Origin of the sequence: Rossellomorea vietnamensis NBRC 101237 (genome assembly GCF_001591825.1) — a bacterium.
Taxonomy (GTDB): Bacteria; Bacillota; Bacilli; order Bacillales; family Bacillaceae_B; genus Rossellomorea; species Rossellomorea vietnamensis.
The window spans coordinates 146,865-167,464 of record NZ_BCVQ01000004.1 but is presented as its reverse complement, the minus strand read 5'-3'; the positions used below and the strand labels follow the sequence as shown (position 1 = coordinate 167,464).

The following is a 20,600-nucleotide window of genomic DNA, read 5'->3' as shown; positions in this document are numbered from 1 at the left end:
GGAGATGGTTATTTATGATTAAAGCTGCACTATTCGATCTTGATGGGACGCTTTTAAACAGGGATGCGTCTGTCCAAGTATTCATCAAAGACCAATATGAACGATTCTTCCAATTTCTCAACCATATCCCGGCGGATTTATTTTCATCCAGATTCATTGAATTGGATCAAAGGGGTTATGTGTGGAAAGACAGGGTGTATAAGCAGCTTATCGATGAGTTTTCAATTAAAGGATTAACTTGGGAAGAACTGCTCGATGATTATATCAGTCAATTTAAACACAGCTGTGTACCGTTTCCCCATCTACATCATCTGCTGGATGAATTACAGGCTTGTGGTATAAAATTGGGGATGATCACAAACGGCTTCGGCAGATTTCAAATGGACAACATACTTGCCCTTGAAATCGAACCTTATTTTCAAGAAATCCTTATCTCTGAATGGGAAGGATTGAAAAAGCCCGACCCTGAGATTTTTAAGAGGGCGATAAAGAGATTACAGGTAAAACCTGAAGAATGTATTTTTGTCGGGGACCATCCTGAGTATGATGTGTACAGTGCCCAAAAAATAGGGATGAAGGGTATTTGGAAAAAAGATCCCCATAGGACCGGTGTAAAGCATGCAGATGCTGTGATTGATGATTTGTCTGACTTACCACGCTACTTAAGGAGCTTATAATTTTCTTATTAGTCAATTTAAAGGATGAATCCACCCATCTAACATACTTATTTAGGCAAAGCTACCACTATTAAATTCATGAAATTTCTAGTATAATAGTCTTCTTGATACTACATATTCAGTGTAGCGCACTGGAATTGAATCAAATCAGGAGGGTCTAAATTGTTGGAATTCAGTAAATTATTAACAGAACCAGTAAAAACAGTTGCCATCAATATAGCAATTGTTTCGATCGTCACCATATCGCTTACCACACTTATATATACGGTACTTAAATTCATTAAGTTACCAGAAAAATTCATAGAAAATATCATTGGCCTTATCGTCGTGTTCGTTGGAATCGGTACCGTTTATTATTCACTTAGATGGGATTTATTCCTCGCATTATAGCGATCTATACTTTCAATAAAAAGCATCTACATGGTGCTTTTTTTTATGTGCATTTTTCTTAAAAGCATGTGTCGATCAGGAACTTCATCCTAAAGTCTTATATCCTTTCATCTAAAATGACCATGATATGCCCCTGCCATATCAATATAGTATAAATAGAAATGATATAATCCCCTTGATAATATGTAGAAATTTCTTTATATTTAGTAAATATGATTTTACCAAATGTTGGAGGTAGCTATCTATGAATGACATGAAGAAATTATGTAACTCCATTAATTCCTGTTTCACAAATGAGAATTCGTCTTTAGATGAACGAAACATGGGTGAAATTGTATCCTTACTGCGTGTGAAATCTCAACTGACGCAAGAGGAGCTGGCTCAAAAAGCAAATGTATCTACACAAACCATTAAAAGACTTGAAGGAGGCAAGGAAAAGGTAAGTGATATTACTTGTAGAGAAATAATAGAAGCATTGGGGGTTAATATTTCCCGACTGACAAAGCTTCTGGACGAATGAAATGAACGAACGCCCAATTGAAAAAGAGAAGGAATACATATGAGATTCAGAGATTTTCATAAAAATATTAAAATACGCATCATTGAAACATTTATGAGCCGCTTTATTGGGAGCATGATCTTTCCGTTTATGTCGATCTACCTGGCTGTTCATTTTGGAACAAAGATAGCAGGATTATTACTTTTGATCAATGTGTTTGTAGGAATAGGAATCAATTTTCTTGGAGGATATTTCGCCGATCAATTTGGCCGCAAAAAAATTATGTTATTCGCAGAATCGCTCAGGTTTCTGGCTTTCCTCACCATGATGGTTTGTAACTCACCCTGGTTTGAATCAGCCGCTGTCACCTTTGCCATGATGACGGTAAACAGCATTTGCTGGGGCCTTGCAGGACCTGCCAATCAGGCTATGATGATCGACGTCAGCACACCATCACAACGAAAGCTCATGTATTCGATTACCTACTGGGCGAACAATCTGTCCATCGCGATCGGAGGAATCATAGGGGCTTTCTTATTCAAGGATTACCTTTTCGAGCTCTTTCTTGCATTGAGTGTTGCGTCCGCCATTACCGCAATTTTGGTCGCATTCTTCATTGATGAGAGCCATACGGTATCGGAATCCGAATTGACACCCTCTCAGCATGTTAATCAACTTATTTCAAACTACGAAAAGGTGATGCATGACAAGCTGTTTGTTCTTTTTACCCTTGCAGGTGTGCTCATTCTGTCCATGGAGTTTCAGCTCACGAATTACATCGGCATTCGACTAAGTGAAGAAATGCCTTCGCAACCGTTCCTATTCTGGGACATAGACGGCGTACAAACCATGGGGATCCTACGAAGTGAAAATACGATTCTGGTCGTCCTCCTCATGCTTTTTGTCACAAGGATTCCGCATTCATTAAAAGACAAGACCGTTTTAGTATGGAGTTGTTTCTTCTTTTCAATAGGGTACGCGGCACTTGCTTATTCTAATAACGTGTTCATCCTATTTTTGATGATGGGGGTACTCACTATCGGAGAAGTCTTCCGCGTGCCGGTAGAGCAATCATATTTGGCAGCCATTCCACCTGACGATGCCCGCAGCTCCTATATGGCATTTAGTGGTCTGAAGTTTAACCTGTCCATGTTGATTGCATCCATCACCGTAACACTCGGAGCGATTCTTCCATCGGTCATCATGGCCGGGATCATTCTCACCATTGGACTTACTGGTACGGCACTATTAAAGATCATTTCTCCAGAATTGGACAGGCGAAAAGAAGCCGTAGATCTGAAACAGAACCATGAAGCTGTTAAGGCAGGTTAGGATATTCAAGGCAAAATAGACTATGGGAGTGTTCATTCAGGGTTTGTATAAAATTACTAGAAAGATGAGTAGGCTTTGAGTTGATATTTTAAATGGGCAGATGCTATATTATCCTGAATAAGGTACGAAATACGTTCATATCTTTAGAAGTATTAAATCGTACGAAGGGAGAGCCTATGGATAAGAAATGGGAAGTCGCACTACCTTCTTTATCTCAGATGTCCGTGTCATCAAATGCAAATAACGAACCTGTCACCATCCATGGCGGAGATGAAACATTACGTTGCATTGGCGTCGGAACAGACGCGGCAGTCTTTCAATCCATTTATGCACCCGACTTTGCTTTCAAATTGTACGCTGAAGATAAAAGATCTAAAATAAAGAGTGAAGAAATAGTTTATCAAACCATCGGAGAGTCCCCTTATTTCTCCACGTGCTATGAAGCATATGATACGTTACTGGTGTTAAGTTTTGAAGAAGGACCAACCCTTTTCGATTGTTTGCTGCAGGGGGTCAACATTCCAGAACAAGTGGTTAAAGACGTTGAACATGCAAGACAATATGTTCGAGATCAAGGAATGAATCCGCGTGATATCCACTTGAAAAACATTTTATTACAAAATGGCAGAGCGAAAATCATTGATGTGTCGGAATATATCCAGCCTGGTAATGATTACAGGTGGGAGCATTTAAAGAAAGCCTACGACGATCATTACCACCTTATAGAAGGTCGGGCTTTGCCATTTTGGCTGTTGGAGACCATTCGAAAATGGTATAACTCATGGAATAAGCATTTTAGTTCATATGAGGAGTTCATGAAAAGAGTATCACATTTCACTTCCTTTAAATAAGTCCCAAAAAAAGCGTTCAAGGCATTTGCTTTGAACGCTTTCATGATGAAGAAGAGGCCATGATGAACACGGATGAGTTGTACAACATGCTTTCCTTTGACATAATTCAATATAGAATATGAAAGAAACAGGAGGGAGACTATGTGGTATAAAAATGATGTAACGAAGAATCTCCGTACGAAATATCCTATCATCCAAGCAGGGATGGCCGGAGGGGTCACTACCCCTGAACTGGTTGCTTCTGTATCAAATTCCGGGGGGCTGGGAACGATTGGCGCAGGCTATATGTCTGTCACGGACCTCAATGAAAGTATTAAACAAGTAAAGAAGCAAACGAACCTTCCATTTGGGGTGAATGTATTCATTCCAGAGGAAGCGGAATATACTGAAGACCAAATAAATCAAATGCAAGAATTACTGAAACCATTTATGAAAGAATTGAATCTATTCAATGATGATCCATTCACTTTAAAACAAATTGATTTTGAAAGACAGATTGAAACAATTTTAGAGGAAAGAGTCCCTGTCTGCAGCTTTACATTTGGAATCCCGCCAAAGGAAATAATGAAAGAGTTGAAAAAGGAGGGTATTCAAGTGATTGGAACTGCAACGACGGTGGAAGAAGCGTTGATCAATCAAGAATGTGGAGTGGATTTGATTGTCGCCCAGGGAAGTGAGGCGGGTGGTCACAGAGGTACATTTCTTGGTACATATGATGAATCGATGATTGGGACGTTCTCTCTACTTCCACAAGTAGTGGATGCTGTGGAAGTACCGGTCATAGCTGCAGGGGGAGTAATGGATGGAAGAGGCGTGGTAGCTGCATTGGCTTTGGGTGCAAAAGGAGTTCAGATGGGTACGGCTTTTCTTACCAATAAAGAAAGCGGGGCAAAAGAGATACACAAAAAAGCTATTTTACAAGCTGAAGAAACAAATACAACCCTCACATCTGCGTTCAGCGGTAAACCGGCAAGGGGCATAACAAACTCATTCATACACATTATGAAAGAGTATGAGAATCAAATCCTTCCTTACCCTGTGCAAAACGCCTTGACGAAAGAATTGAGAAGGGAAGCCGGCAATCAACGTAACCCTGAATTTATGTCATTATGGTCTGGCCAGAGTCCGCGGCTAAGTAAGGACGTTAATGTACATGAATTGATGGATTCCCTGGTAATGGAAGTGGAAAAAGGTATACACAGATTGACCGGGCAGTGCCGGTTATAGAGGATTTCAATACCATTTATTCTCTTTAGTCCCATTATCACAAATCTCCTTTTCCCATTATTTAACCTTGTAATACTTTCTAGCAAAGGTATAATTTTGATATAAGGAAAGCGCTTTTTTATTTATCGTAAATTTTCATAATAATTAAAATTCATTTTTCGAGGTGCATTTTCTAGGAGGTTCACATGAGAGAAATTTTACCGGGATCTATATTGTCTCACATTCAGTACGGGTATCAAAAAGTTCCTAAGAAAGTCAAAAGTCAATGTCCAAGTTGCTCGAAGACCAGTGAATTTGTGCTGAAAGCCAACTTTTATCAAGTAAATAAAACAGGTTTGTTCGCAGAGGCAAACTGTTCGGAGTGTAAGAAACCGGCTGTTTTCGTTATCATGTTGAATGATGATTCGATTCATCACAAGGAGGAAGCGGGCCTTTATATTTATGATCCCCTGGCTACAAATGGACCTTTGGATCAAATCCAGGGGAATAAACGGATCCCCCAGGACCTTGTCCGTTCGTTCCGTTCTGCATTGAATGTCAGCCAGTCCAAAGATAACTCCGCAACCGCCGTAATGTCAAAGCGGGTGTTAGAGAGTGTCCTGAAGAATTTCAATGGAGATCAATCATCAGGTCAATCCCTGTCGGAACAATTCGATCAACTGCCGAAGAATGTAGATCTGTCAAAACCGATCCAGGCTCTCAGCCATCTTGTTCATCCCAAATCAGCATTTTATGAGATGTTGGAGTTGGAACGGGAAATAGACGATGAAACTGCCGGCCTGCTCATTGAGTTATTGGAAGGATTGATAGAATACCTTTATGTGCTTCCGGAAAAAATTGAAACATTACAGGAAAGAATTGAAAAGAAGTATTAGGAGGAGTAGAGTGCCGAGACTGGCACTCTACCTTTTTTTATAATGGTTTTAACCCGAGGGAATACAGTGCCTGGTTGACTTCATCCATGTCGTGAATTTCCTTCTCCAAACAAAACTGAATGACGAGATCGAATCGGTCATTGTTGGAAAGGGAGAAACCAGCGGCATTCAACATCTCAACGGTATCTTCCTCAGACAATTTCATAGAAAGACACAAGGCTACCACTGTCCGTTTACTGGGCTTATAATCAGGAAGCGATCTTATTTTGGAAAAAAGCTTTCGGTCTACTCCGGCTTTTTTGTAAACGGAAGCATCTGTCAAACGCCGTTCATCGATATGCTGAAATAGCCTTTCTGAAAAAGACGACGAATGATGCATCTTAATAAACGCTTCAAGCTCATTTGCGTAGACTGCATCACTCAAAATGGTCTCTTCTTTATGTATATCATATACCCGTAAGTCTCCGCTTGCCTCCACAAAATCAAGAAGCTCCTTCAAAATCTGTTCGCTAAGCATAGCATCACCTCCAAATGTCGCTTTCAAAGCGACCTATCTCATACTCTATTTGGATATGATTATATCAGAACAATATGGAGGGGATGAGAAAAAATGAATAGAGAATACACTGAAATCATTTTTTTATTGGACAGAAGCGGGTCGATGTGCGGACTTGAACAAGAGACGATTGGAGGCTACAACTCTTTTATCGAGAAGCAGCGCAAGCTGTCCGGGCAAACACTTGTCACGACCGTTCTCTTCGATGACAAGGTCGAGCAGTTATGGAGTGGGGTGGAGGCTGGTAAGGTAGGGCTCACAAGAGAAGAGTACTTCGTACGGGGGTGCACGGCATTAATGGATGCTGTAGGTAAAACGATCATTGAAGTGGGTCATCGTCTATCCCGTATGGCTGAAGGGCAAAGACCGGGTAAAGTCATCTTCGTCATCACAACCGATGGTATGGAAAACGCCAGTGTGGAGTTCTCTGCTAGTCAGGTGAAGGACCTTATCAATCAGCAACAGCAAGGATACAATTGGGAGTTCATCTTTCTGGGAGCAAATATCGATGCAGCTGAAGAAGCAATGAACATCGGCATAGACAAAGGAAGTGCGTACCAATTTGAAGCTTCTTCTAAAGGAGTTGAAGCGATGTATGATGTGGTGAGTGAAGCTGTGTGTGAAAGGAGAAATAAATGGTAATCGTGATGTCGGGGTCCCATCTTTTTGATGGGATTTTTTCGTTATTCTGATCAGTATTTATTTAAATTTTGCCAAAACTAGTTTATCATAGTGAGGTAGATTCAATTTATTCGGAAGTCAACGGAATTAAAGGAAGGTACACGATGATGACAGAAAACGAAAAGAATATTACGAGAATACATATGGATGGGAAGGAATTTATTCTCATCGGGACCGCTCATGTGTCACGTCAGAGTGCTGAGCAGGTGAAAGAAGTGATTGAAGCTGAACGCCCGGATACGGTATGTGTTGAGCTGGACGAACCGAGGTATCAATCCATCGTTGAAGGAGATAAGTGGAGGGACACGGATATCTTTCAAGTAATCAAGGATAAGAAAGCGACCTTACTGCTCATGAACCTTGCGATTGGATCATTTCAGCGAAGAATGGCCAAACAGTTCGGCATCAAACCGGGACAGGAAATGATCCAGGGAATTGAATCCGCGAAAGAACTTAACGCAGAACTTGTCCTTGCTGACCGAAACATCCAGGTGACATTTTCCCGGATATGGAACAGCGTCGGTTTCAGTGGGAAAGCCAAGCTGTTGACTCAAATCATCTACAGCATTTTCAGTACTGATACGATTACTGAGGAAGAACTCGAGAAAATCAAATCACAGGATATGCTTAATTCGATGTTGAATGAATTCACCCAGGTGTTTCCTAAACTGAAAACACCTTTGATTGATGAACGTGACCAATACCTGGCCCAAAAAATCAAGGAAGCACCTGGGAAAAAGATTGTAGCCGTCCTTGGTGCCGCACACGTTCCGGGGATCACGCAAGAAATCCATAACGAACATAATCTGGATAAACTCAATGAACGACCTGCTAAATCAAAATGGCCTAAAATCATCGGGTGGACCATCCCTATCATGATTCTGGCCGTCATTGCCTACACGTTCATATCAAACCCCGATGCAGGCATACAGCAGGGGATCAGTTGGATATTATGGAATGGGGGATTCTCAGCCTTGGGGGTAGCCATCGGCATGGGCCATCCATTAGCCATATTGACAGCATTCGTCGCAGCACCTATCACATCCTTGAATCCGCTTCTGGCAGCGGGGTGGTTTGCAGGATTCGTTCAAGCCTATTTCCGCAGACCCAATGTCGGTGACTTTGACTCTCTCCCTGAAGATGTCCTGAGTATTAAAGGATTCTGGAGAAACAAAGTAACCCGCGTCCTGCTCATTGTCGTACTTGCCAATTTAGGAAGTACACTGGGGACGGTCATTGGAGGAGCAGACGTCGTAAGATTATTTTTGGAAAATATATAGAAAAAAATGGGTCATCCTTCTGGATGGCTTATTTTTTCGGGAAAATATTGGAATATTATGTTAGAATAAGCTTACAAAAGCTTTGGAGGGGATCATGATAACTGAATTCATCAATCGATATGGCCATTGGCTCCTTCTTCTTATCACGGGGTTGAGTATGGGAATGGGATTTACCATTTTTACATCTTCGGCTCAAGGAGTCATTGCAGGCATATTTGGCATAGTAGGATTTTTGGGCGTAACCTATCTGGTCATCCATATGGAAGGACAGAAGAGGAAGAATAGTAAATAATAATGGGAGGAGGAGCTGCATGATCTACGTCATAAGACACGGTCAGACGGACTGGAATAAAGAAGGGAGACTTCAAGGTAGAAGAGGACTCCCTTTAAATGAAGAAGGCGTCAGACAAGCCGAAAATTTAAAACAGCAACTGAGTCATATCAGCTTCGATTACGTCTTTTCATCTCCACAGAAAAGAGCACAGGAAACGGCTGAAATTACCACCGGGGTCGCATGCATTACAGACTCCCGGTTGGATGTATATGATTTAGGGGAAGCAGATGGACTTTTTAAAAGGGAAGTGAAGATGGATGGACCCTTGCCTGATTCAGCTTCCTATAGTGGGGTGGAAGACCCTATGGAGGTCATGAAAAGGATAAAACACTTCATGACAGAGTTAGAAACTTTACACGGCAAGGAAGATAAAAACATCCTGATTTCCGGGCATAGATGCACTACAGGTGCAATCGGGTCTTTTTTTAACGGAATACCAGATGATCAAAATATTGTAAAGCTCTCTTCCGATAATGGCGAATATAAGCAGTATGGATTCACGGCAAGAAAATGATCAAGCCTAAAATGTAACTGCACAGCCACGTTTTCAAAATGGATCTTTGGGTAAATAGTAGTTAACCTTTACCCGCGACCTTGTGAGGAGAGAATAATAGGAGCTGTGACGATCGTTGCTCAATATACATGACAGATACTCCATTGTTTTGTATCAAACCTATATGGCAAGAAACCAGGCTTCCCGTACTTCTCAGAAGATTACCATTCAAATGCTCTCTCAGTACACAGGATTCTCTGAGGAAATCATCCTCGAAGCACTAGAATTTGGAAAGTTATCACCTGATTTATCTTTAAGATAATCACCTAGGGTTAAAGGTCAAAGAAAATTATTTTCTCCTCCAAGGTTGACTTATCATAGATTTATTCATTTTTGTTACATAATTAAATTTTGAAGAATATATTGAAAATACAAGCTTATATTTATTATAATAACAGAAAGGATTTATAGAGGAGGATCTAATGGACACCCACAGGAGTAAAAGAATCTCAAAGTTATACAGAAAGTTGATTACTTCTGATGCAACGCAAGCTTTCCTTATTTATAAAGGCCTAGATGAGACAACGAAAGCAGAATTACTTGATTTAGTGGCAGAGATGGGCTCTCAGCACTCAGAAAAATTGATGAATAAAATAAGCTAACATACATGCACCGAGTTTAAGACCTGGAGAGATGAGTACACCAGGTCTTTTTCTTATGAAAGTCTTCATACGAATAAGGTTTAACAGCGAAATAAATAATATATCAATAAAATAAAGCTAAGTCTTATTTCCCTCATTGAATACTGTACATCGATGATATTTGACATATAGATAGAAAAAGAATGCGGTGTGATTTCAATTAGGAAATCCATCGCATTTTTTTATTTTGATCCGATTTTATCACTCCATTGAACTATTTCGTTTTCCTTCATGGAGAAAGATACAGTTAAAAATAACGTTTTATAGTCCATACTTCCTTTTTTTATGAAAATAGGAATATATTCCTTTTTATTCAAAAAATGATTGTAATTAAATGCTATAATAATTATAATATTAAGAAAATTTAATAAATATTTCCTAAGAAAGGAGGGAACACTTTATGAACATATATATGTCAGTTGATATGGAGGGTATAACTGGACTGGTTGATCATACTCATGTCTCATCAGATAAGCATAATTATGAACGCGGAAGAATCATTATGACAGAAGAGGCCAATGCCGTTGTGACTGCTGCCTTTGATTCGGGCTGTAAGGAGGTATTGGTAAATGACAGTCATTCACAAATGAACAATTTGTTAATAGAAAAACTGCACCCTGAAACGAAACTGATATCCGGTGGAGTGAAACCATATTCCATGGTTCAAGGACTGGATGAGACGTTTGATGGGGCTTTTTTTGTTGGTTATCATGCCCGGGCTTCCATGAAAGGGGTGATGTCTCATTCCATGATCTTTGGGGTGAGAAACATGTACATCAATGATGTGGCCGTTGGGGAATTAGGATTCAATGCATACGTTGCAGGGTACTACGGTGTTCCTGTATTACTGGTTGCAGGGGATGATCAGGCTGCGCTGGAAGCAGAAGCATTCATTCCAAATGTGACAACTGCCGTGGTGAAGGAAACGATTTCCCGTTCTGTTGCGAAGAGCCTAACCCCGGAGAAATCAAGACAATTATTAAAAAAGAAAACAGAAGAAGCGATACATAATAAGAAAAATGTACAACCACTTACTCCTCCTGAACATCCTACTTTACGTATCGAGTTTGCGAATTACGGACAGGCGGAGTGGGCAAGTCTCATGCCGGGTACCATTCATGAAGAAGATTCAACGATTGTGAGATTTAAGGCCGGGGATATCCTTGAAGCCTATAGAGCCATGCTTGTCATGACTGAACTCGCGATGAGAACAACATTCTGTTAGGAAGTGTTTGATCAATGAGTACATATTTATTGAAACGACTACTGGCCATGGTCATAACCCTCTGGCTGATTGTGACATTAACGTTTTTCCTGATGCATACCATACCCGGATCCCCCTTCAATGAAGAACGGAATACGAGTGAAATGGTACAACAAAATTTAGAAGCCCATTATCATTTGAACGAGCCCCTGATGGTGCAGTATTTTCTATATTTAAAATCGCTTATTTCATTGGACTTTGGTCCTTCTATCACGCAGCCATCCCAAACAGTGAATGATTTACTGGGGAGGGGATTTCCAATTTCATTTGAACTCGGTATGACAACACTGATCATCGCAGTGCTTTCAGGAATTATCCTCGGGGTATTAGCAGCCCTTAGGCATAATGGGGTCATTGACTATATGGCGATGACATTTGCCGTACTTGGCATTTCAATTCCTAATTTCGTCATGGCGACATTATTGATTCAACAAGTGGCTGTAACGTGGGGAATCCTCCCGGTTGCCACATGGACAAGCTGGCGACACATGATTCTCCCGACTCTTGCATTAGCCACAGGGCCCATGGCCATCATTGCACGTCTTACCCGCTCGAGTATGCTGGAAGTGTTGACTCAGGATTATATACGGACAGCACGCGCTAAGGGATTGTCACCATTCAAGATTGTCGTTAAGCATGCGTTGAGAAATGCATTGCTGCCGGTCGTCACTGTCCTTGGTACACTTGCTGCTGGAATCTTGACAGGAACCTTCGTCATTGAACAGATCTTTGCCATTCCAGGTATGGGAAAATACTTTGTCGAAAGCATAAATCAACGCGATTATCCCGTCATTATGGGAACAACGGTATTTTACAGTGCCTTTCTTATCGTCATGTTATTTTTAGTCGACCTGGCATATGGTTTCCTTGATCCACGGATAAAGTTACACAAGAAGGAGGCAAAATGATGGGAGTCCCAAATCAACAAGAGCCACTCGTGACTCCAGATGTCAGGGATGAATGGTTCGCACCCAAGAAGAGGAATAAAGAGGATGCTGAAGCAGTGGTTAGACCCAGTCTTTCCTATTGGCAGGATGCCTGGAAGCGCCTCATGAAAAATAAACTGGCCATGCTTGGATTAGTATTCTTAACTGCTTTAATCATCATGGCGGTCGTCGGCCCGATTATTTCTCCACACGACGTCACTAAGCAAACGCTCTCAAATCAAAATCTGCCCCCCTCTGGTCAACACTGGTTTGGTACGGACGATATGGGCAGAGATGTCTTCACCCGTACTTGGTATGGTGCACGAATTTCGTTGTTTGTAGGGTTCATGGCAGCGCTTATCGACTTTGTGATCGGGATTGTATACGGTGGCATTGCAGGTTATAAGGGCGGAAAAACGGATAATGTCATGATGCGTATTGTTGAAATATTATACGGGTTACCATATCTGCTTATCGTCATTCTATTGATGGTAGTTATGGGACCGGGTCTCTTGACGATCATCGTAGCCTTAACGGTGACCGGGTGGATCGGAATGGCCAGGATCGTAAGGGGACAGGTGCTTCAGATTAAAAACTATGAATTTATTTTGGCTTCAAAAACATTCGGGACGAAAACCGCACGCATCATCAGAAAGAATCTGCTTCCTAATACAATGGGCCCGATTATCGTACAAATGACATTGACGATACCCAGCGCGATCTTTGCTGAAGCTTTCTTAAGCTTCCTTGGACTCGGCATTCAAGCACCCTATGCAAGCTGGGGAGTGATGGCCAATGATGGGTTATCTACGATCCTATCAGGGTACTGGTGGCGTTTATTCTTTCCTGCACTATTCATTTCATTGACTATGTTTTCATTCAATGTGTTGGGAGACGGATTACAGGATGCACTGGATCCGAAATTAAGGAGGTAATCACCATGAGTAAAGTTTTATCTGTACAAGATCTCCATGTCTCCTTTACAACCTATGGTGGAGAGGTCAAGGCGGTCAGGGGAGTAAGCTTTGATTTACATAAGGGGGAGACGCTGGCGATTGTAGGCGAATCCGGATGCGGGAAGAGTGTGACATCACAAAGCATTATGAGACTGATTCCGAATCCACCCGGGAAAGTGACTGGAGGCAGAATCCTTTTTAAGGGAAGGGACCTTTTAAAGGTAACCGAACCCCAAATGAGGAAAGTGCGGGGAGCCGATATTTCCATGATCTTTCAGGATCCGATGACGGCACTTAATCCTACGTTGACCATTGGTGAACAAATCATGGAAGGGATTTTGCAACACAACGATGTATCCAAGAAAGAGGCGAAACAAAAAGCGATCGACATGCTTAAGCTTGTGAGCATTCCAAATCCGGAGGAAAGGTTAAAGCAATATCCTCATCAATTCAGCGGGGGGATGCGCCAGCGTATTGTGATTGCCATGTCCCTTGTATGTGAACCGGATGTCTTGATTGCGGATGAACCGACAACGGCCCTTGATGTTACCATACAAGCCCAAATACTTGAATTGTTTAAAGAGATCCAGAAGAAGACGGGTGTATCGATTATATTAATCACGCATGACTTAGGAGTCGTGGCTCAAGTGGCTGACCGGATCGCCGTCATGTATGCAGGGAAGATAGTAGAAGAAGGAAACAGGAGAGAAATTTTTTATCATTCACAACACCCGTATACTCAAGGTCTGCTTAAATCCGTTCCAAGGCTTGATCTTGATGGGGAAGATTTGATACCGATTCCCGGTTCTCCGCCAGATCTCTTTTCTCCGCCTGTCGGGTGCCCATTTGTCCCACGTTGTGAAAAAGCCATGGAAGTATGCGACCGTGTGTATCCCGTGAAGACACAATTAACGGACGAACACCATGTCGACTGCTGGCTTCAGGATAAACGAGCCAACAAAGTGAAGCTTTCATCGGTCAGCTTAACCATTCGTTAAATTGATCGTTTGATAGAAAAATAGAATTAGAGGGGGAAAATTATGAAAAAGCTATTATCGGTCTTCCTAGTGGGGATGCTCCTGTTCATGTTGGCAGCTTGTACGGCCACGAAGGATGCAGGCAGTGAGTCAAGCAGCGGGGACAGTAAGAAAGAAGACGCAGGAAAGGTCCTCCATCTGAATAATGGAGCAGAACCAACGTCGTTCGATCCACCAATCGGATTTGATTCCTATTCCTGGACAGCATTGAACAATTTAATGGAAGGGATGACCCGTCTAAATGCCAATCATGAACCTGAAGCTGCCATGGCTGAAAAATGGGATGTCTCGGAAGATGGGAAAGTATATACCTTCCACATCAGGGACAATGCCAAATGGTCAAACGGTGATGATGTCACTGCCGGAGATTTTGTATTCGCGTGGAAACGCCTATTAAATCCAGACACAGGTTCACCGGCTGCTTTCCTTGGATATTTCATTGAAGGTGGCGAGGCATTCAACACTGGAAAGGGTTCAGCTGACGATGTGAAAGTGGCCGCGAAGGATGAGAAAACATTCGAGGTCACACTGACAAGTCCACAAGCCTATTTCTTGAGCGTCATTGCCAATCCTGCATTCTTCCCGATCAATGAAAAGGTTGCTACTGAGAATCCGGAATGGTTTGGAGAAGCGGATACATTCGTTGCCAACGGTCCGTTCAAACTGACGGAATGGGAGCATGACAGCCATTTCGTCATGGAAAAGAATGATCAATATTGGGATAAAGACTCTGTGAAATTGGATAAAGTTCACTGGGCCATGGTAAACGATACCAATACGGATTATCAATTATACAAAACTGGTGAACTGGATACAGCAGACGTACCGGCGGATTTGAGTAAACAGTTATTTGAAGAAGGCAAAGTGAATGTGGAAGACCAGGCCGGAACATACTTTTATCGTTTCAATCTAGAAAAAGAGCCTTTCCAAAATCAAAACATCCGAAAAGCATTCGCCATGGCTGTGGATCAACAGCAAATGGTTGACTTTGTAACAAAGAATAAAGAAAAACCAGCTTACGGATTCGTATCAAAAGGGTTTAAAGATCCAGCAGGCAAGGACTTCCGTGAAGCAAACGGAGACTTGGTGAAAACGGATGTGGAAGAAGCAAAAGCCCTCTTGAAAAAGGGGATGGAAGAAGAGGGATACGACAAATTACCGGAAGTCACTTTAACATACAGCACTAGTGATACCCATCAAAAAATTGCTGAAGCCCTTCAACAAATGTTCAAGGAAAACTTAGATGTCGATGTAAAGTTGGCCAATATGGAGTGGAACGTATTCCAGGATGAACAAAAAGCGTTGAAATTCCAGTTATCACGTAGTTCTTTCTTGGCAGACTATGCTGATCCGATCAACTTCCTGGAAAACTTCCAGACAGGACATTCCATGAACCGGACAGGGTGGGGTAATGAGAATTATGACAACCTGATCCAACAAGCAAAGAATGAAGCGGATGAAACAAAACGATTCGAAATGATGTATGAAGCAGAAAAAATCCTAATGGATGAAATGCCGATCATCCCGATTCACTTCTACAATCATGTGTATCTACAAAATGAAGATGTGACAGGCATCGTCCGTCACCCGGTCGGCTACATGGAATTAAAGTGGGCTGATAAAAAATAAAGATTTTCATACAGGATGAGTGGAGGGGCGCGTCGGCACACTTTATGGCCATGCGCCCACTCCCTCTTTTTCTACGAAAGGGGTCAGGAACATATGATGATGAAACCTTCTAAACTAAAAAAGGGGGATAAGGTAGGGGTCATAGCTCCGGCAAGCCCGCCAAAATCAGAACCATTGGAAAAAGGAATCCGGTTCCTTGAAGAATTAGGATTGGAAGTAAAGGTTGGGAGCTCGGTACATAAGAAATATGGGTACTTAGCAGGTGAGGACACGGAAAGGATAGAAGATATCCATAGGATGTTTGCAAATCAGGATGTAAGAGCCATTTTCAGTGCATGTGGGGGTTTTGGAACGGGCCGTATTGTTTCGAGATTGGATTACGAACTGATCCGTCAAAACCCGAAAATTTTTTGGGGGTATAGTGATATTACTTTTTTACATACGGCCATTCACCAACAAACTGGTCTCGTGACCTTCCATGGACCGATGTTAAGTTCCGATATCGGGCTCGAGGACGTCCATGCAGCCTCAGAGGAATCGTTCCGGCAGTTGTTTCAAACGGAAGACATTGACTATACGTATGACAAATCCAAACTTGAGACGGTTGCAGAAGGCGTAGCGACCGGCCCCGTGATCGGTGGGAACCTTACCCTGCTTGTAAGCACATTGGGGACACCATTCGAAGTGAATACCAAGGGAAAGATCCTTTTTATTGAAGATATCGATGAGGAACCCTATCAAGTCGATCGAATGCTGAATCAGTTGAAAATGGCCAATAAATTCAAAGATGCTTCCGGTATCATCATTGGTGACTTTAAGAACTGCGAGCCTAAAAAACGCGAACGTTCCCTGACTCTTGATGAAGTTCTGACAGAACATATTGCGAATGCCGGAAAACCTGCACTAAAAGGTTTTAATATCGGCCATTCTTCACCTAATATAGCCATCCCGGTGGGCAGCATTGGAACAATGAATACATTTGAACATTCATTTAAAATCGAGTCAGGCTTAAGTGAGGGTGAGAACGAGTGAAGATCCATCAACTTGAAACGTTCAGGACAGCCGTCCCTTTACATACCCCATTTAAGACAGCTTTGCGAACGGTGACAGTGGCGGAAGCCATTGTTGTCAAACTGACTTGCGACAACGGGATCACCGGCTGGGGGGAGGCACCTCCTACCATGGTAATCACCGGAGAAAGTTTATCCAGCATCGAACATAGCACCCAACACGTAATCAAACCCGCGATAATGGGCAAAAACCTATTAAACCATGAGAATCTTTTTCAACATCTTCACTCGTTACTCATCAGGAATACTAGTGCGAAGGCTGCAGTGGATATGGCCATTTATGATTGCCTGTCTCAACATTGTCACTTGCCACTCTATCAATTTCTGGGAGGGTACAGGCATGAACTTGAGACAGATTATACGGTGAGTGTGAACAGCCCGAAAGAGATGGGTGAGGACGCAGCAGCTTATGTGAATAAAGGGTTTGATGTACTGAAAGTGAAAGTAGGCAAAGATGAAATCGAAACAGATATAAAAAGAATTCACGAAATCCGCCAACGAATCGGTTACGATGTCAAAATCCGCCTTGATGCCAATCAAGGATGGGAATCAAAAGCCGCAATCAGAGCGATTCGCAAGATGGAGGATCTTGACCTGAATATCGAATTAGTTGAGCAGCCAGTCCCCGCGCATGACATTGAAGGCTTGAAGAGGGTCACGGATGGGGTCGAAACCCTGATCATGGCTGATGAAAGTGTGTTCACTCCGTATGAAGCCTTTGAAGTATTAAAAACACGAAGTGCCGATCTCATTAATATTAAACTCATGAAAGCGGGGGGAATCTATCAGGCTCAGAAAATAAACGACATAGCGGAAGTGTGCGGAGTTGAATGTATGGTAGGGAGCATGATTGAAACCAGACTGGGAATAACGGCTGCAGCCCACTTTGCGGCAAGCAGGAAAAATGTCACTCGGTTTGATTTCGATGCACCACTCATGCTGGCTGATGATATCGTAGTCGGGGGGATACATTATAACGGCCGGAAGATTACGTTGCCGACAAAAGCTGGTCTTGGAATAGAGAGAGTAAAAGTATGAATAGAGGGGGAAATCAAATGACGACTAAGGCGCAAATTGCAGTACCTGTAGCAACTCTTTGGACAAATCGTGATTCTGCACGTGACTTGGATTCACCGGCCATAACCAATCCTGCTCAAATTACAGATTGGTTGGACTCTTTAACGTATGATACGCGCTTAGCACTTTGTGATGAGAACCGCATACAATCTCAAGCATTATTCGGTCAGGAAGTATTCGTGTTGGAAGAGAGTAACGGTTGGTCCCATGTCCTCATACCGGATCAATCATCTTCAAAGGACGGACGCGGGTACCCCGGCTGGATCCCGAGTGTTCAGCTAATACCGGGAGAGTCATCCCAAGCGGACACATATGCCATTGTCATAAGTAAATTCACGGACTTGATCAATAAAGAGAATGAAGCCGAATTAGAACTCAGCTTTCAAACCATTTTACCGATTGTGAAAGAGCATGATGAAATAATAGAAGTGGAGACTCCTTTGGGTACAAGGTTCTTGAGGCAGACAGATATCATGGTATCTAAATCCAAAGTGAATGATCGAAGGGGAAGCGGCCAGGATATCGTTTCATCAGGAGAATTATTCCTTGATCTTCCTTATTTATGGGGCGGGATGTCAAGCTACGGGTTTGATTGCTCTGGATTCAGCTACACGATGTGCAAAACACAGGGGTACTTGATTCCCCGGGATGCACATGACCAGGCAAAGGAGGGGAGAGAGGTGCCGCTCGATCGCTTATTGCCTGGTGACCTCTTGTTCTTCGCATACGAGGAAGGAAAAGGCAGCATACATCACGTTGCCATCTATTATGGTGAAGGTAAGATGATCCACTCCCCAAACACCGGGAAAACAATAGAGATTCTATCGTTTAATGGAACGTATTATGAAAAAGAGTTGTGCGCAGCCAGACGCTACTGGGAAGAAACGGAGGAATCCCCATGACAAATCATGCGTTACTCGAAGTGAAAGAATTGAAGAAATACTTCCACCTGGAAAAGGGAAAGACATTAAAAGCCGTGGACGGTATTTCATTTGATATATATAAGGGAGAAACCTTCGGATTAGTGGGGGAATCAGGTTGTGGAAAGTCCACGACCGGTCGCACCATTATCGGCTTATACGACCGGACAGAAGGAGAGGTCTTATATAACGGTAAAAACGTACACAGACTTTCGGATAAGGAGAAACAATCATTTTATCGGAATATGCAGATGATCTTCCAAGATCCATATGCATCTCTGAACCCCCGCTCAACCGTAAGGGAAATCATAGCTGAACCTATGGAGGCACACAACTTATTCAAGGATAAAAGAAAGCAGATGGAACGCATTTATCAACTTCTGGAGGACGTAGGGCTTAATCGTGATCATGCCAATCGTTATCCTCATGAATTTAGTGGGGGCCAGCGTCAACGTATTGGCATCGCAAGGGCACTTGCCCTTGATCCAGATTTCATTATTGCAGACGAGCCGATTTCTGCCCTTGATGTTTCTGTACAGGCACAAATTGTAAACTTACTAACGAAACTGCAAAAAGAAAAGGGCTTGACCTTTCTCTTTATTGCACATGACCTTTCGATGGTCAAACATATCAGTAACCGTATCGGTGTGATGTATCTAGGCCATATCGTTGAACTTACCGAAAGTAAAGAGTTATATAAGAAACCTTTACACCCCTATACTCAGGCATTGCTTTCCGCGATCCCGATTCCCGATCCGGATGTGGAGGATTCACGTGAAAGGATGATCATACAGGGAGAAATCCCAAGTCCGATCAATCCCCCGACTGGCTGTGTGTTCAGAACCCGCTGCCCGGCAGCCATGGAAGCGTGTGCCACCCATAAACCTAAATGGCAGGAAGTAGAGGAAAGGCATTTTGTAGCTTGTCACCTTTACGACAAGGAAATCACAAGAAACCATGACGAAGTGGCAGTCACTAAGTAAGGGAATGAAGAAAATAAATGAAGAATATACTGGAATATAAAATAAGGGAAATAATGGTTCGCAGTATAGGAAGTGTGAGTGTGGCCGTTGAGCTTCCATACCACTCCTTCCACATTGATGGGGACCGCTCTTATTCAGCTGCCAGTTTAATTAAGATCCCCATTTTACTCGAAGCTTTCCGTCAAGCACAGGAAGGGGACATTTTCCTTAGTGATATGGTTACGATTCCTAAAGAGGGGAGAGTTGGCGGAGCTGGAGTTCTTGTGTCACTTTCAGATCAACTTACCCTAACTATAGAGGACCTTGTTACGCTTATGATCATCGTTTCCGATAATACTGCCACAAATTTTCTAATCGATCGGCTTGGTTCGAATGCCATACAAGAGCTTTGCCATTCATTAAAATTAAAGCATACCAGGTTTCTTAGGAAAATGATGGATTTCGAAGCTTTGGAGCAGGGGGTGAATAACTATACCTCGGCACTCGATATCATTACCTGTTTGAAAGTATTGGACATTGGTAAGGAATACTGTCAGACGAGCAGGGGGAAAATGCTGCATATTTTAGGGCAGCAACAATTTGATACCAAACTCCCATCGAGGATGGACAGGGAAGCAGTATATATCGGAAACAAGACAGGAGAATTGCCCGGGGTTGAGCATGATTGCGCCATCATCAAGTACCGGGAGAAAACGGCTTATATAGCGGTACTTATCGATGGACTAGGAGAGACCGAATCAGGGAAAGACACGATTGCTCAGATCGGGAAATTGATTTACGACTTTTTAATCAAAGATAACAGCTAAAAAAGCAGGTGAGCCATATGAATGATGGCACATCTG

At 42.5% G+C, this 20,600-nt stretch carries 23 protein-coding genes; 22 read left to right on the top strand and 1 reads right to left on the bottom strand.

Going from position 1 to position 20,600, the window contains the following annotated elements; translation table 11 throughout:
- The first annotated feature begins 14 nt into the window (after positions 1-14).
- From BVI01S_RS03955 to BVI01S_RS03925, 7 genes are all read left to right on the top strand, one after another.
- Entirely contained in the window at positions 15-677 is a 663-nt protein-coding gene (locus BVI01S_RS03955; protein ID WP_061809297.1) for an HAD family hydrolase, read from the top strand.
- A gap of 162 nt (positions 678-839) precedes the next feature.
- Entirely contained in the window at positions 840-1,067 is a 228-nt protein-coding gene (locus BVI01S_RS03950; protein WP_034759521.1) for a hypothetical protein, read from the top strand.
- A 244-nt stretch (positions 1,068-1,311) separates the two neighbouring features.
- Entirely contained in the window at positions 1,312-1,587 is a 276-nt protein-coding gene (locus BVI01S_RS03945) for a helix-turn-helix transcriptional regulator (protein WP_061809296.1), read from the top strand.
- Positions 1,588-1,626: 39 nt separating this feature from the next.
- Complete coding sequence (locus BVI01S_RS03940) at positions 1,627-2,898, top strand: MDR family MFS transporter (protein WP_061809295.1); 1,272 nt, start codon at positions 1,627-1,629, stop codon at positions 2,896-2,898.
- Positions 2,899-3,074: 176 nt separating this feature from the next.
- The gene (locus tag BVI01S_RS03935) at positions 3,075-3,749 is read left to right on the top strand and encodes a serine/threonine protein kinase (RefSeq protein WP_034759515.1); all 675 of its coding nucleotides are present in this window, start codon (positions 3,075-3,077) and stop codon (positions 3,747-3,749) included.
- 141 nt (positions 3,750-3,890) lie between these two features.
- Positions 3,891-4,976, top strand: coding sequence for an NAD(P)H-dependent flavin oxidoreductase (locus BVI01S_RS03930; protein WP_061809294.1), 1,086 nt, complete (start codon positions 3,891-3,893; stop codon positions 4,974-4,976).
- A 185-nt stretch (positions 4,977-5,161) separates the two neighbouring features.
- Entirely contained in the window at positions 5,162-5,851 is a 690-nt protein-coding gene (locus BVI01S_RS03925; protein ID WP_061809293.1) for a DUF4145 domain-containing protein, read from the top strand.
- 37 nt (positions 5,852-5,888) lie between these two features.
- On the opposite strand, the gene BVI01S_RS03920 is transcribed toward BVI01S_RS03925, so the two are convergent.
- Positions 5,889-6,368: a hypothetical protein gene (locus BVI01S_RS03920; RefSeq protein WP_061809292.1), complete on the bottom strand. Its 480-nt coding sequence runs from the start codon at positions 6,366-6,368 to the stop codon at positions 5,889-5,891.
- Between the two features lie 93 nt (positions 6,369-6,461).
- On the opposite strand from BVI01S_RS03920, the gene BVI01S_RS03915 reads away from it, so the two are divergent.
- The 15 genes from BVI01S_RS03915 (at position 6,462) to BVI01S_RS03840 (ending at position 20,564) form a co-directional block, all read left to right on the top strand.
- On the top strand, positions 6,462-7,049 hold the full coding sequence (locus tag BVI01S_RS03915) for a vWA domain-containing protein (RefSeq protein ID WP_061809291.1): 588 nt from the start codon (positions 6,462-6,464) through the stop codon (positions 7,047-7,049).
- A gap of 146 nt (positions 7,050-7,195) precedes the next feature.
- Positions 7,196-8,368, top strand: a complete 1,173-nt coding sequence (locus BVI01S_RS03910) for a TraB/GumN family protein (protein ID WP_061809323.1) — start codon at positions 7,196-7,198, stop codon at positions 8,366-8,368.
- A 94-nt stretch (positions 8,369-8,462) separates the two neighbouring features.
- Positions 8,463-8,660: a hypothetical protein gene (locus BVI01S_RS03905; RefSeq protein WP_061809290.1), complete on the top strand. Its 198-nt coding sequence runs from the start codon at positions 8,463-8,465 to the stop codon at positions 8,658-8,660.
- A gap of 19 nt (positions 8,661-8,679) precedes the next feature.
- Positions 8,680-9,216 (top strand): histidine phosphatase family protein, encoded by a 537-nt coding sequence (locus tag BVI01S_RS03900; protein WP_061809289.1) that lies wholly within the window; start codon positions 8,680-8,682, stop codon positions 9,214-9,216.
- Between the two features lie 115 nt (positions 9,217-9,331).
- Positions 9,332-9,517, top strand: a complete 186-nt coding sequence (locus BVI01S_RS03895) for a hypothetical protein (RefSeq protein WP_034759495.1) — start codon at positions 9,332-9,334, stop codon at positions 9,515-9,517.
- Positions 9,518-10,296: 779 nt separating this feature from the next.
- Complete coding sequence (gene dppA, locus BVI01S_RS03885) at positions 10,297-11,121, top strand: D-aminopeptidase DppA (RefSeq protein WP_034759489.1); 825 nt, start codon at positions 10,297-10,299, stop codon at positions 11,119-11,121.
- 14 nt (positions 11,122-11,135) lie between these two features.
- A complete protein-coding gene (locus BVI01S_RS03880) occupies positions 11,136-12,068 on the top strand; it encodes an ABC transporter permease (protein WP_034759486.1) in 933 nt (310 codons plus the stop codon).
- A complete protein-coding gene (locus BVI01S_RS03875) occupies positions 12,068-13,021 on the top strand; it encodes an ABC transporter permease (RefSeq protein ID WP_061809288.1) in 954 nt (317 codons plus the stop codon). Before BVI01S_RS03880 ends, BVI01S_RS03875 begins: the two co-directional genes overlap by 1 nt.
- Positions 13,022-13,026: 5 nt before the next feature.
- A complete protein-coding gene (locus BVI01S_RS03870; RefSeq protein ID WP_034759480.1) occupies positions 13,027-14,040 on the top strand; it encodes an ABC transporter ATP-binding protein in 1,014 nt (337 codons plus the stop codon).
- A gap of 42 nt (positions 14,041-14,082) precedes the next feature.
- Complete coding sequence (locus BVI01S_RS03865) at positions 14,083-15,708, top strand: peptide ABC transporter substrate-binding protein (protein ID WP_034759478.1); 1,626 nt, start codon at positions 14,083-14,085, stop codon at positions 15,706-15,708.
- 93 nt (positions 15,709-15,801) lie between these two features.
- On the top strand, positions 15,802-16,740 hold the full coding sequence (locus BVI01S_RS03860) for a S66 peptidase family protein (protein WP_034759476.1): 939 nt from the start codon (positions 15,802-15,804) through the stop codon (positions 16,738-16,740).
- Positions 16,737-17,816: a dipeptide epimerase gene (locus BVI01S_RS03855; protein ID WP_034759474.1), complete on the top strand. Its 1,080-nt coding sequence runs from the start codon at positions 16,737-16,739 to the stop codon at positions 17,814-17,816. The genes BVI01S_RS03860 and BVI01S_RS03855 overlap by 4 nt, the downstream gene beginning before the upstream one ends.
- Positions 17,817-17,833: 17 nt before the next feature.
- Complete coding sequence (locus BVI01S_RS03850) at positions 17,834-18,757, top strand: C40 family peptidase (RefSeq protein ID WP_034759472.1); 924 nt, start codon at positions 17,834-17,836, stop codon at positions 18,755-18,757.
- The gene (locus BVI01S_RS03845) at positions 18,754-19,758 is read left to right on the top strand and encodes an ABC transporter ATP-binding protein (RefSeq protein WP_034759470.1); all 1,005 of its coding nucleotides are present in this window, start codon (positions 18,754-18,756) and stop codon (positions 19,756-19,758) included. The genes BVI01S_RS03850 and BVI01S_RS03845 overlap by 4 nt, the downstream gene beginning before the upstream one ends.
- A gap of 17 nt (positions 19,759-19,775) precedes the next feature.
- Entirely contained in the window at positions 19,776-20,564 is a 789-nt protein-coding gene (locus BVI01S_RS03840; protein WP_082804658.1) for a serine hydrolase, read from the top strand.
- Positions 20,565-20,600 lie beyond the last annotated feature (36 nt).

Coding starts and splice junctions, on each gene's coding strand:
- BVI01S_RS03955 (WP_061809297.1), top strand. CDS start 15: ATGATTAAAGCTGCACTATTCGATCTTGATGGGACGCTTTTAAACAGG.
- BVI01S_RS03945 (WP_061809296.1), top strand. CDS start 1,312: ATGAATGACATGAAGAAATTATGTAACTCCATTAATTCCTGTTTCACA.
- BVI01S_RS03940 (WP_061809295.1), top strand. CDS start 1,627: ATGAGATTCAGAGATTTTCATAAAAATATTAAAATACGCATCATTGAA.
- BVI01S_RS03935 (WP_034759515.1), top strand. CDS start 3,075: ATGGATAAGAAATGGGAAGTCGCACTACCTTCTTTATCTCAGATGTCC.
- BVI01S_RS03930 (WP_061809294.1), top strand. CDS start 3,891: ATGTGGTATAAAAATGATGTAACGAAGAATCTCCGTACGAAATATCCT.
- BVI01S_RS03925 (WP_061809293.1), top strand. CDS start 5,162: ATGAGAGAAATTTTACCGGGATCTATATTGTCTCACATTCAGTACGGG.
- BVI01S_RS03920 (WP_061809292.1), bottom strand. CDS start 6,368: ATGCTTAGCGAACAGATTTTGAAGGAGCTTCTTGATTTTGTGGAGGCA.
- BVI01S_RS03915 (WP_061809291.1), top strand. CDS start 6,462: ATGAATAGAGAATACACTGAAATCATTTTTTTATTGGACAGAAGCGGG.
- BVI01S_RS03910 (WP_061809323.1), top strand. CDS start 7,196: ATGACAGAAAACGAAAAGAATATTACGAGAATACATATGGATGGGAAG.
- BVI01S_RS03905 (WP_061809290.1), top strand. CDS start 8,463: ATGATAACTGAATTCATCAATCGATATGGCCATTGGCTCCTTCTTCTT.
- BVI01S_RS03900 (WP_061809289.1), top strand. CDS start 8,680: ATGATCTACGTCATAAGACACGGTCAGACGGACTGGAATAAAGAAGGG.
- dppA (WP_034759489.1), top strand. CDS start 10,297: ATGAACATATATATGTCAGTTGATATGGAGGGTATAACTGGACTGGTT.
- BVI01S_RS03880 (WP_034759486.1), top strand. CDS start 11,136: ATGAGTACATATTTATTGAAACGACTACTGGCCATGGTCATAACCCTC.
- BVI01S_RS03875 (WP_061809288.1), top strand. CDS start 12,068: ATGGGAGTCCCAAATCAACAAGAGCCACTCGTGACTCCAGATGTCAGG.
- BVI01S_RS03870 (WP_034759480.1), top strand. CDS start 13,027: ATGAGTAAAGTTTTATCTGTACAAGATCTCCATGTCTCCTTTACAACC.
- BVI01S_RS03865 (WP_034759478.1), top strand. CDS start 14,083: ATGAAAAAGCTATTATCGGTCTTCCTAGTGGGGATGCTCCTGTTCATG.
- BVI01S_RS03860 (WP_034759476.1), top strand. CDS start 15,802: ATGATGATGAAACCTTCTAAACTAAAAAAGGGGGATAAGGTAGGGGTC.
- BVI01S_RS03850 (WP_034759472.1), top strand. CDS start 17,834: ATGACGACTAAGGCGCAAATTGCAGTACCTGTAGCAACTCTTTGGACA.
- BVI01S_RS03845 (WP_034759470.1), top strand. CDS start 18,754: ATGACAAATCATGCGTTACTCGAAGTGAAAGAATTGAAGAAATACTTC.
- BVI01S_RS03840 (WP_082804658.1), top strand. CDS start 19,776: ATGAAGAATATACTGGAATATAAAATAAGGGAAATAATGGTTCGCAGT.